The organism is Clostridium gelidum, from assembly GCF_019977655.1.
Taxonomy (GTDB): Bacteria; Bacillota; Clostridia; order Clostridiales; family Clostridiaceae; genus Clostridium; species Clostridium gelidum.
In genome coordinates, this window is sequence record NZ_AP024849.1 from 6,012,700 (window position 1) to 6,024,778 (window position 12,079).

Below are 12,079 nucleotides of genomic sequence, written 5' to 3' on the forward strand. Positions count from 1 at the left end.
ATTGATACATACAAATTTTTATTTTATCGCGTCAAAAAGAACTCCCATTACTTTAAGAGTTCTTTTTAATACTTTATGAGAGGAAACTATCTTTTCTTCCCACTTACTATTATAAGGCTTCATATTATCTATTTCTTATAGACTTTCTCTAATTTTCCTACAATTTTTCTATAACTTTTCTTATAACACTTAAATCTTGCTAATAGAACCTGTTTATTATGTTACTCTTCATCTACTATAAATCAATAAATGCTTTTATTATAAGAGAATTTTGATAATGTAGAAATTTACATAACAACAACTTAATCCAAATTTATTCTCTCCCTAACTTTTTTGATTTAAAGCTAACAAAAAACAGCAGTTCAATTTCCCTAACTACTGTTTTATATCTCTTTATATATACTTTTTTTAATTAGTTAACTAAACAATATGATTGGTTTGATAAATCTTACTTAAACCCCTTAGGAAATATACCTTTCCATTTTTATAGCTGCTTGTTTTTCTAATTGCTTAACTCTTTGATATGATAACATTAATTTTTCTTGTACCACATAGTACCTTCTATGTTCTATATGAACAATTTGCATTATGTCTCTTTCTTCTTCTGTTAATATGGTCATTGCATTATCTATTCTTTTTAACTCTCTTTTTTTAGTTGCTTGTGCCTTAAATAATTCTTCTTTCCTTTCCATAAGCTTCTCAGCTTGCTGTTCCACACTAGATGTGATTTTATAAGTCTTTCCTGTTCTTTCTTCCATGCCTTGTCCACTTATGCCCAATATCTCTTCCTCTAACTCTTGGACTCTTAAATCTATATCTCCTATATCTGCTAAAATTTCTTTATATTTTCCTATTCTATTTATAGTATTATTCATTTAATCAACTCCTATTATTGCTCTACTCTATCCTAATCTTGTACTAGCATTAATACTCTTTAATAATTTACAGCTTCCTGCAAAAGTAAAGTACTTATAGTTTTATTTATAAATTATTCACTTACTGCGCATCTCTTTTTCTCAAGTGTTCAATAATTTCTTTTAAAGTCTTTATATACTCTCCCATATCTCCTCCTATAGTCTTAATTTTAAGACATATCATTTAAAAATATTAGCCATCTCTACATATTATTCCTCCGTCGGTTCTTTTTGTCCATTTTATATTCTTTGTAATGTCTTAGTTGATACTCTTACTTTCACTGCTACATAATATTGAAATATTCCAAGCTTTTTTCTTTGATTTTCTATAGTTCTTGACATTATTTACTCTCTTCCTCACCTTTACTATATTAAGTCTTATTTTCGGGATATAATTACTTCAATTTATTAAATAAAATTAGTGTATATATTGTGTTAATTCTAGCTAAGTTCATATTTCCTTATTTGTCTTTAATTTTATACATTTATAATATTATCTTCAAAGAAGAATAAATATCTGTCTTGAAAGAGAGACAACTGAATGATACTATACTTATGGAGGTATCAATAAAATGAATTTTAATACAAAACTAAAAGAAGTAAGAGCCAATTTAGGATTAACACAGGAACAATTCGCTACAAAATTTAGCTTTTCCAGAACTACAGTTACAGAATTAGAAAATGGTAATAAAAAACCAACTCTAAAAACAATACAAAAATTATCTCATCTAACTAATACCAAACTAAGCTATTGGCTAGATGAAGATGCCGATACTGAAATAAAATTATTTGATGGTTTAAAAATAATTATTGATACTTTAATAGAGGTTGGGGAAATAAACGAAAGTGGTAAATGCTCTGATAAAGGAACAAACTTACTTTTAAAAATGTTAGAAAAAGAAATTCCCCTATATATGAATTCCAAAAAGAATTAGGGTTACCTCCCTAGTTCTTTGAGAACCTCTTTTAACAATTTTATATATTCACGTTTTACCTTATCCAATCAAAGCCCTTCTTTCTTAACTTTAAAATTATTATACTATATGCGAACATATGTTTGCAATATATTTTGTATATTTTTGAATAATTAGAATCTATTTCTTAAAATCTCTATTTTTTTAATAAAATTCTAAAACCTCATCCACATAGTTTTTACAAAAAAGTTATACACATTAGTTTGCCTTTTATTTATACACAATTATTTTAATTATAGACAATCCAATATTATTTTATTACCATAGAATTAATAATCCTAATTAGGAGTGAGTGACGTGAACGAATTATTAATACCTATAAGTAATGCTGAATTTAAAAATAAGGTTAAAATAAGATTCAATAATATATTAGACGGTTTTGATTTGTTTAAAAATTTTACTATCGAAGCCATAAATATAGAAATTGGAGAAAATAAAATTATTAAATTTATAGAAAATATTTTTGAAGAAAACAATTGTGAAGCTTATGTAGATTTTTATATAAATAGAATATCAGATGAAGATAAAGTAAAGCTTATTACATTAGTTCCAGACGAAGATAAGAACATACTAAAACTGCATCTAAATGCTGAACCTCATGATGGAATTTTTTATAAGTTAAGTAATAAAACTCTTATCCCATTTCTAGTTCGTTTAAATACAAGAGAAATTTTCTTTGTCACGTTTTATTTTACTAATAAACCTATTACTATATGGGGCAATTACGGTATGAAGTTTCCTTGTTTCTTTAATACCGAGAATGATTTAGAATTTTATTATAACCTGTCCAAATCATTTGGTTTCTTTAGCTAAATAATATTTTTAAATATACATGTTGCAATATATACAAGGAAAACTTCATCAAAATATAAAATATAGTTAAATAAATATCCTAAATTTTAAACAGTCACTATATATAAACACCTAAATTCTACATACTTTTACTTAGTATTATATTCAACATTTGCTATGCTTAAGCGTATATCTAAACAGAGAAATTGGATACATATTTGTGCAATAGGCATTGAAAATAAGCTGTTGAAAACACTTAATGGAAGGTTGTTCCATTTTAGTTTGTCCTGAGCTTGCCTCAGGAGCAAACTGAAATGGGTGCAACCTTCCATTTAGTGGATTCCAGCGAAATTTTCACAGTCCTATGGAACAAATATGTATTCAATTTCGGCGGGATATACTCATAATTACGGTTTTCAAAACTGATTTAAAACATAGTTTTTATTTAAGTTCTTAGTTGCACTTATGCGCCTTTTTTAATTTTGCATGTTCTTAGATTTCTCTGCACACTTATCAATAGCTTGAATAACGCTATTTCTAAATCCTAGTTTTTCTAATTCAACAACTGCATCAATTGTAGTTCCTCCAGGCGAACAAACCATATCTTTTAATTCCCCAGGATGCTTGCCTGTTTCTAATACCATCTTAGCAGAGCCTAATACGCTTTGTGCTGCCATCTTATAAGCTTTAGCTCTAGGTATACCTAATTTTACAGCACCATCTGCCATAGCCTCTATGAACATAAATACATATGCAGGTGATGATCCACACAAGGCAGTAAAACCATGAAAGTCTTTTTCATCTAATTGAACACATTCCCCAAAACTTTCAAAAATTTTAAAACAATAATCTAACTCATCCTTACTTATGTTCTTATTTGGACATACTGCTGACATCGCTTGCCCTACAAGTGCTGGTGTATTTGGCATAGTTCTAATTATCTTAAAATCATCGCCAAGCCATTCTTCCATATTATCTATCGTAATGCCTGCGGCTACAGTAATAATTAACTTATCTTTCGTTAGCTCTGATTTAATTTCATCTATTATTCCTTTATACATAAAAGGCTTAACAGCTAAAATTATAATCTCAGCTTCCCTAGCAACAACCTTACTATCTAAAGTTGTAGTTACTTCAAATTGTGTTTCCAGTTTTTTTGCAGATCCTTCAGTTTTAGTAGAAATTATTATCTCATCAGCTTTTAAAAATCCTGATTTAATCATTCCTCCAACCATAGAACTGCCCATATTTCCACAACCTACAAATCCAACCTTTTTACTCATATTATAGCCCCCATTTAAAATTTTTATTGTTATAAATTCAAATTTTATGATTTTATATAAACATTTTAATTTTAATCCACCACAATCATAGAATAGCTTGTATTAAAATTTCACAAACTACAATTAAATATGAAGGGAGGAATATATATGAAAGATAACTCTTTAATATATGATAATTCTTTAATAAGTCAACGGGATTTTATTAATACTATTTTAAATCCCACTCCGACAGAACAACTTCCTATATTTGAAATTAAAGAAACTCCAGAATTCTATTGTATTTATATAGATTCATTTTATGGCAATAAGCATATATTAGAAATATGTTATAAAAATAATTTTTTAATATTAAAAATAAAATTTAAAAATACTCTAAAAAATTCAGCTCACGAAAGAATTTTCTATTTATTAGACATTGATTTAAATAATATTTTACTTCATGATTATAAACATAATATAAAATTGATAGTTCCAAAAGTTATTTAGTTAATATTAAAATTGTCAATGTTCAACGTTCAATGTCAATTATTGATCATTGAACATTTGGCATTGATAATTAAATTGGAAAGTATAAGTATAGTTTTTACCTTTAATATTAATATTATTTATAATTCACTAAAATTTTAGTCTCTATGAATTACATCTAGATTCCCAAATTTACTATATTGTCCAAGCCAAGCAAGCCTTGCAGTTCCTACTGGACCATTTCTTTGTTTGGATATTATACATTCTGCAATATTTTTATCTTCGGTTTCTTTATTGTAGTATTCATCTCTATATAGGAACATAACTATATCTGCATCTTGCTCTATAGAACCTGATTCTCTTAAATCTGATAGCATTGGTCTATGATCTGCTCTTTGTTCAGGTGCACGCGATAATTGCGATAGAGCTATTACTGGGCACTCCATCTCTTTAGCTAATGCTTTAATAGATCTAGATATTTCAGATACTTCTTGTTGTCTATTATCACTATTAGAAGTTCCCCCAGACATAAGTTGCAAATAGTCAATAACAATTAAATCTATTCCATACTCTATTTTAAGCCTTCTGCACTTTGATCTCATTTCCATAACAGTCACACCAGCACTATCATCTATATAAATTTTTGCTTTCGAAAGTGGTCCTGCTGCCATAGCAATGTTCTCCCAATCTTTGTCTTCCAAAGTTCCTGTTCTAAGCTTTAGCATATCAACATTGGCTTCTGAACAAAGGAGCTTATAGGCTAATTGTTCCTTAGACATTTCTAAAGAGAATATTACAACACTTCTATGATCTCTAAGCGCTGCATGTTCTGCTATATTCAAAGCAAATGTTGTTTTTCCCATGGAAGGTCTAGCTGCAATTAATATCATATCTCCACTTTGAAACCCAGAAGTTTTTGCATCTAAGTCAGTAAATCCAGAACTAACTCCAGTAGTTTCACCTTTATTATTAAAGAGTTTTTCTATTTGTGCAAATCCTCTTTCTAATACATCACTTAATGGTTCAAAATCCTTCGATGTTCTTTTTTCAGCTATGTTAAATATTTTCTTTTCTGCAACATCTATAACATTTTCCACTTGACTTTGATTATTATAACTTTCTTCAATTATTGCAGTTGATGCCTTGATAAGTTTTCTTAAAGTAGACTTATCCGTAACAATCTTTATGTATGCACTTAAATTTGCAGTAGTTGGCACAGAAGAACTTAATTCAGTTATATAAGTTACTCCACCAGCTCTTTCAAGCGCATCAGTACTCTTTAAATATTCTAATAAAGTTAATAAATCTATGGCTATATCATTTCTAAACATCTCTAATATAGTTTTATATATTACTTTATGACCATCTCTATAAAAATCCTCTTCTTCTAAGCCTTCCAATACTTTTGCTATAGCAGTCTTATCTATAATCATAGATCCTATAACTGATTGTTCCGCTTCTACACTTTGAGGCAAACTTCTCATAACTGATGCATCCAAGTTTTATTCCTCCCTCTAATTATCAAACGACAATTACTTTTTTTGCATTTTAAACACATAAAATAACAAGCCAAATAATGTACTGTATATTTTTTGAATGTGTCTTATCCTATGTAATTTAATTCATTCTAATTCTATCATTTCTTAACTATAAAAAAAAGCCTCCTAATTAAGGAGACTTATTTTTTTGAATATGCTTAAGACACATGAAATAAAATAACTATTCAAAATATGCCTAATTAAATGCAATGTCCATAAGTTCTTCTATTGCTTCTATAGTTCTAACTTCTATATCTTCAGTATTTAAAGGAATTTCTTTTTCATTATCTTTTGGAATTAAAACAAGTTTTATTCCCATTCTTCTAGCTCCATATATCTTTTCAAATATCCCCCCAACTGGTTTAACCTTACCCTTAAGGGATATTTCTCCTGTAACTGCTATATCTTGTCTTATAGGTTTATTTAACAATGAACTTATTATACAAATAGTAATAGCAGCTCCTGCAGAAGGTCCATCTATTTTTCCTCCACCAATAACATTAACATGAATATCATAATCTTTAATATCCTTATCAGTTAAATTTCTAATAACCGATGCAGCATTAAATACAGAGTCCTTAGCCATAGATCCAGCTGTATCATTAAATCTAACCACACCAGTTCCCTTTTTCTTTGCTGGGAACACTGCAGCTTCAATTTCTATTGTAGACCCTAAAAATCCACTTACGCCTAATCCATAAACATGACCTATTTCTCTTTTATTCATATTTGTTAATCTTTCAAATGGAGTGTATCGTCCAATTGATATTACCTCATCTAAGTCTGATAACTTTATTTCTAAGTCATCTACACGCTCTTTACTACAATGTAACCCATATCCATATGTATCAGTTAATATATTTACAGCTTTTCTGCCTTCAAATGTATAATTACTAATTTTTTGTGCAACACCATCTTCTAATCTGACATTCAATTTTCTAGCAGCATCTTCTACTATAGATACTACATCAACTGAAGAAAGTGGTTCAAAATAAACTTCTGTACATCTTGATCTTAAAGCTGGATTGATTTCACTTGGACTTTTAGTTGTAGCTCCAATTAAAACAAAATCTGCTGGTGCTCCATTATCAAAAAGATATTTAATATATTTAGGAGTCATCTCATCATCAGGATCATAATATGATGACGAAAATTCAACTCTCTTATCTTCTAAAACCTTTAACAGTTTGTTTTGAAGCATAGAATCTAATTCCCCGATCTCATCTATAAACAATATTCCTCCATGAGCTTGTGTAACTAATCCTGGTTTTGGCTCTGGTATACCAACTTCTGCCAAATCCCTTTTGCTTCCTTGATATATAGGATCATGTACTGAACCTAATAGTGGATTTGTTATTTCTCTAGGATCCCATCTTAATGTAGTTCCATCAACCTCAACGAATTTAGATTTGTCATCAAATGGAGTATATGAAAGCTTTTTCACTTCATCTAATGCAATTCTAGCTGCTGTAGTCTTTCCAACTCCAGGTGGTCCATATAGTATTATATGTTGTGGATATGGTGATGAGAGCTTTGATATTAATGATTTGATAGCCCTCTCTTGGCCAACTACTTGACTAAAATTCGTAGGCCTTAGAAAACTCATAATATTCTTACTTGTAACCCTGCTATCTAATTCTATTAAATTATTTAATTTGCTAACAGTTTTCTTATTTTCAGTACCTTTTTGCTTGTTTATAACTGAAAGCCTAACTTCATCTATGTACTTCTCTTGTTTCTCCATAATAGATTGTTCAACTTGAGATTCAATCTTACTTTGAACATACCTCTTAGCTAACTCATCTGAAATCAATCTTACAGTTTTATTTATAGCTTTTTGCAATTCATCTTTTTTAGGTGTAATCTTTAAATCCTTACCTTCAGCTAAGATTGTATTTAATGCAAAAACTTTCTCACAAGGATCTAATGACTGTATAAATTTATCTAATTTAAACCTAACTGTTCTAGCTTTAAATGCACCTTTATCAAGAATATTTTTAGTTATAGAAAATAATGCTTCTATTTGTGATTCTAAAGATAAAGTTCCCGAAAGAATATCTTGTAATAAGTCTACGTTGTCATATGAATTCAAAATTAATCCTCCTTATGCTTGTGGAACAATAATAACCTTCATTTTAGTACTAACTTCTGGATATATTTTAACCTCTATATCATATCCACCTGCTAATTTTATTGTATCCATAATAATTTTCTTTTTATCTATTTCAATTTTATATTGTGCTTTAATTAATTCAGCTACATCTTTACTAGTAATAGCACCAAATAATTTTCCACTTTCTCCTGCCTTAGCTTTTATTGTTATTTCTTTTCCCTTTAACTCTCCAGCTAATTTTTGTGCCGCTTCAAGCTGCGCTAATTTTTCTTTTCTTTCATTTTCTCTTTTATTATTTAAAATATGCATATTTGAATCACTAGCTTCTTGTGCTAATTTCCTCGGAAATAAAAAATTTCTTGCATATCCATCTGATGCTTCAATAACATCACCCTTTTTACCTACTTTTTTAATTTCTTGTAATAAAATAACTTTCATATCTATTCACCTATCCTTAAATAATTTTTCATTGCTTCTTTTAATTCACAAATAACTTCTTCAATTGTCTTATTTAATATCATACCCCCAGCAATATTCATATGTCCTCCACCACCTAGTGCTTCTAAGACAACTTGAACATTAATATCGCCAACGGATCTTCCACTAATATATATAGCATTATTTATTTCTCCTAAAACAAAACTTACAGAAATTCCTGATATGTTTAATAACTCATCAGCAGCTTTTGCTATAATTACAGTATCTATGTTTTTAGGCGTTATTGCAATAGCCGTATTATCATTTACTTGTGCTGATTTTATTGTTTCTGCAATAAGTAAATAATCTTCTAAATCATCAGTAAACATTTTTTTCACTTCAATTGGATCTGCACCTAGAGATTTTAAGAATGATGCAGCATCAAACGTTCTAACCCCTGTCTTAAAAGAAAAGCCTTTAGTATCCATAAAAATACCTGCAAGTAAGCCTTCTGCTTCTGTTCTTGTTAAATTAGGCTTATCAACCATATACTGAATAATTTCTGTAACCATTTCAGATGTAGATGATGCATATACTTCTATATAATTTAATATATCATGTTGTATCATATCAGGACTTCTTCTGTGATGATCTATTATAACCTTTCTTGCTGCCTTCTCCACTAATGGCAAGTCAGCAACATAGCTATTATTATGAACATCCACAATAATAACTAATGTTCTACTATCTAACTCATACTTTGCATCTTCTACAGATATAAATAAATCATCATATTTGGATTCTTTATTTAATTTATTTAAGTAATAGTTAATGGCATTAGTATCATTATCTAATACAATATTACAAGTCTTTCCCAGTTGTTTAACAACACTCGCTAATCCAACTGATGAACCGAAACAATCCATATCAGGATTTTTATGTCCTATAATATATACTTTACTACTTTCATAAATTAATTCACCTAAAGCTCTAGCAATAACTCTTGCCTTTACTTTAGTTCTTTTTTCTATTTCTTTAGTATTACCACCAAAGAATTTTATATCAGTATTAGTTTTGACCACAACTTGATCTCCACCTCTACCTAATGCTAATTCTTTTGCTAGATTAGCATTATTGTAATTTTCTAAAGGAGACATTCCACCTTTTCCTACCCCTATACTTAATGTAACTTCAATGGAATTACCTTTATCAATTTTCGAAATTATTTCTATTATATTAAACTTTTGTTTTATTTCATCTTCAATATATTTGTCTTGAATAGATAGCACATATTTATTGGTATCATATTTTTTAATCATTGCTTTCAAATTATTAGCATATGAATTTATCGTTCTTTCTATTTCAGCAACCAAAAGAGGCCTATTATTTTCATCAGTTTTATCTAATGCATCAGTAAAATTATCTACTTCAATTAACATTACACTTTCTTGAGTAGTTTCATAATCTATAAGTTTTGTTATATCATTAAAAGACAATAGGTATAAATACTTTTCACTTTTTGTTTTAATTAAAGTAGCATATACATCATATAATTTACTATTAATATTTAGTCTTTGATGTAAATTATCTTCATATTTTAGTACATTATCTAAATTTAGTCCTCTAGTTATACTTAAAATATTTTTTTCTGAATCATCTTCATTCAATTTCAATGTATTAAATAAATCATTGTACCATACTAATTCCCCATCTTCTTTTATCAAAGCCAATGGATAAATATATTTTAATGCATTGTCTGATATTCCATTATCTATGATTCTTATAAGTTCATTGTCATCATTTTGTTTTTTTAAATAATAATTCATCTCATTAAAATTATCTATCAAATATATTATAGTGATAATTATACCTATTCCTGTATAGTTATATAAGAATAGTATTATTAAAATTGTAATTAATAATCCAGGCTTAAACAAACGTTTAAGCATAGTTATCCAATTCATAAAAAGCCTCCTAAGATATATTTAATCTCTTCTATCGTTAATGTAACGTTTTAATTTACTTAAACTCTTACCTTCTTTTTCAACTTGATCTTCAGCTCTTATACCCAAATCCAATTTTGATTTCATAACATGATCTATATCTAAAAATGAATATCCTAGTTTTTCTCCTAAGATATATAATATGATTATAGCACCTGATATGCAATTTAAGATAGAATCCTGTGCTACATTATTGCCTTTTGTTAAAAGCTTAAAAAACTCTCCTATTATACATAAAAGTTGTGCTTTTAAATCTTCTATAATTTTAATGTTAGTCATTATATTAAAATTGTCTTTTCTCATAGTCATATCACCTCTCTCAAAACCCTTGTATTCTTATTTTAATTTTTTTTCATAAGTATTGCAAGAATTTATATAATTTATTACTATATTTTACCATATTTTTCGAGAGATGTGATTAATATTTATATTTTTTTATATTAAAAAACCCCTGATTTCTCAGGGGAATAATAATTATTACCTTTATTCAGTTGTAAATGGTAATAATGCTATGTTTCTTGCTCTCTTAATTGAAGATGTTAATTCTCTTTGATGCTTAGCACAAGTTCCAGAAATTCTTCTTGGAAGAATCTTTCCTCTTTCTGTAACATATTTTCTAAGCTTATTTATATCTTTATAGTCGATAAACTCAGACTTATCTGAACAAAAAGCACAAACTTTCTTTCTAGTTCTTCTCATTCTGCCGCCTGGTCTTCTACTATTGTTACCTTCTTCTCTCATTGCATTCCCTCCTTACCTTAATTTTAGAAAGGCATATCTCCATCATCTACAGGAGTTATATCCTCTTCAAAGTTTCCACCACCAAATGTGTCATTTGCCGGTGCTGAATATTCATTGCTATTACTAAAACTATTTCCTGATGAATTGTTGCTTCCTTTACTTCCTAGAAATTCAACTCCACCAAATTGATCTGCTACAACTTCAGTAACATATCTCTTAGTTCCGTCCTTAGCATCATAATTTCTGGTTTGGATTCTACCGCTGATAGCCACTTGGCCACCTTTACTCATGTAATTAGCAGTACTCTCAGCTTGCTTACCCCATACTACTACAGGAACAAAATCTGCTTCCTTTTGACCAGTTTTTGTGTTATATTTATCAATTGCTAATGTTAAGGTTGTTACTGCTGCTCCACTTCCTGGAGTAAATCTTAGTTCTGGATCCTTTGTTAATCTTCCAATTAGAACTACTTTATTCATTTACAACACCACCTTATACTTGTTCAATTACAATGATATGTCTAATAACACCATCTGTTATTCTGAATACTCTATCTAACTCTTTTGGTAATTCAGGGCCAGCAGTAAAGCTAAATAAAGTATAAAAACCTTCACCAACTTTTTTAATTTCATAAGCAAGTTTTCTCTTACCCCAGAAATCAACATTATCTACTGTTCCTCCACCATTTTCTATAACACCCTTAAATTTTTCGATGTTAGCTTTAACAGTTTCTTCATCAAATAATGGGCTTAATATAAATATAGTTTCGTACTTTCTCATTAATTTCACCTCCTCCCCTCGGACTAACGGCCATGCTTTGCACAGCAGGGATTTCAATT

At 28.8% G+C, this 12,079-nt stretch carries 13 protein-coding genes; 3 read left to right on the forward strand and 10 right to left on the reverse strand.

Annotated elements, in window-relative coordinates; all coding sequences use genetic code 11:
- Positions 1-461: 461 nt before the first annotated feature.
- On the reverse strand, positions 462-875 hold the full coding sequence (locus psyc5s11_RS27635; protein ID WP_224035627.1) for a hypothetical protein: 414 nt from the start codon (positions 873-875) through the stop codon (positions 462-464).
- Between the two features lie 611 nt (positions 876-1,486).
- On the opposite strand from psyc5s11_RS27635, the gene psyc5s11_RS27640 reads away from it, so the two are divergent.
- Complete coding sequence (locus tag psyc5s11_RS27640; protein ID WP_224035628.1) at positions 1,487-1,849, forward strand: helix-turn-helix domain-containing protein; 363 nt, start codon at positions 1,487-1,489, stop codon at positions 1,847-1,849.
- A 336-nt stretch (positions 1,850-2,185) separates the two neighbouring features.
- Positions 2,186-2,701, forward strand: coding sequence for a hypothetical protein (locus tag psyc5s11_RS27645; RefSeq protein WP_224035629.1), 516 nt, complete (start codon positions 2,186-2,188; stop codon positions 2,699-2,701).
- Between the two features lie 455 nt (positions 2,702-3,156).
- On the opposite strand, the gene proC is transcribed toward psyc5s11_RS27645, so the two are convergent.
- Complete coding sequence (gene proC / locus psyc5s11_RS27650) at positions 3,157-3,963, reverse strand: pyrroline-5-carboxylate reductase (RefSeq protein ID WP_224035630.1); 807 nt, start codon at positions 3,961-3,963, stop codon at positions 3,157-3,159.
- Positions 3,964-4,110: 147 nt separating this feature from the next.
- Here proC and psyc5s11_RS27655 point away from each other — a divergent pair, with 147 nt between their 5' ends.
- A complete protein-coding gene (locus psyc5s11_RS27655) occupies positions 4,111-4,449 on the forward strand; it encodes a hypothetical protein (RefSeq protein WP_224035631.1) in 339 nt (112 codons plus the stop codon).
- A gap of 137 nt (positions 4,450-4,586) precedes the next feature.
- On the opposite strand, the gene psyc5s11_RS27660 is transcribed toward psyc5s11_RS27655, so the two are convergent.
- The 8 genes from psyc5s11_RS27660 to rpsF form a co-directional block, all read right to left on the reverse strand.
- Entirely contained in the window at positions 4,587-5,927 is a 1,341-nt protein-coding gene (locus psyc5s11_RS27660) for a replicative DNA helicase (RefSeq protein ID WP_224035632.1), read from the reverse strand.
- 235 nt (positions 5,928-6,162) lie between these two features.
- Positions 6,163-8,058, reverse strand: a complete 1,896-nt coding sequence (gene lonC, locus psyc5s11_RS27665; protein ID WP_224035633.1) for a Lon family ATP-dependent protease — start codon at positions 8,056-8,058, stop codon at positions 6,163-6,165.
- Positions 8,059-8,070: 12 nt separating this feature from the next.
- The gene (gene rplI, locus psyc5s11_RS27670; protein WP_224035634.1) at positions 8,071-8,517 is read right to left on the reverse strand and encodes a 50S ribosomal protein L9; all 447 of its coding nucleotides are present in this window, start codon (positions 8,515-8,517) and stop codon (positions 8,071-8,073) included.
- A gap of 2 nt (positions 8,518-8,519) precedes the next feature.
- Complete coding sequence (locus tag psyc5s11_RS27675; RefSeq protein ID WP_224035635.1) at positions 8,520-10,460, reverse strand: DHH family phosphoesterase; 1,941 nt, start codon at positions 10,458-10,460, stop codon at positions 8,520-8,522.
- A gap of 21 nt (positions 10,461-10,481) precedes the next feature.
- Complete coding sequence (locus tag psyc5s11_RS27680) at positions 10,482-10,802, reverse strand: MazG-like family protein (RefSeq protein WP_224035636.1); 321 nt, start codon at positions 10,800-10,802, stop codon at positions 10,482-10,484.
- A gap of 180 nt (positions 10,803-10,982) precedes the next feature.
- On the reverse strand, positions 10,983-11,240 hold the full coding sequence (rpsR, locus tag psyc5s11_RS27685; protein ID WP_224035637.1) for a 30S ribosomal protein S18: 258 nt from the start codon (positions 11,238-11,240) through the stop codon (positions 10,983-10,985).
- Positions 11,241-11,263: 23 nt separating this feature from the next.
- Positions 11,264-11,719, reverse strand: coding sequence for a single-stranded DNA-binding protein (locus psyc5s11_RS27690; protein WP_224035638.1), 456 nt, complete (start codon positions 11,717-11,719; stop codon positions 11,264-11,266).
- Between the two features lie 13 nt (positions 11,720-11,732).
- On the reverse strand, positions 11,733-12,020 hold the full coding sequence (gene rpsF, locus psyc5s11_RS27695) for a 30S ribosomal protein S6 (RefSeq protein WP_224035639.1): 288 nt from the start codon (positions 12,018-12,020) through the stop codon (positions 11,733-11,735).
- Positions 12,021-12,079: the final 59 nt, after the last annotated feature.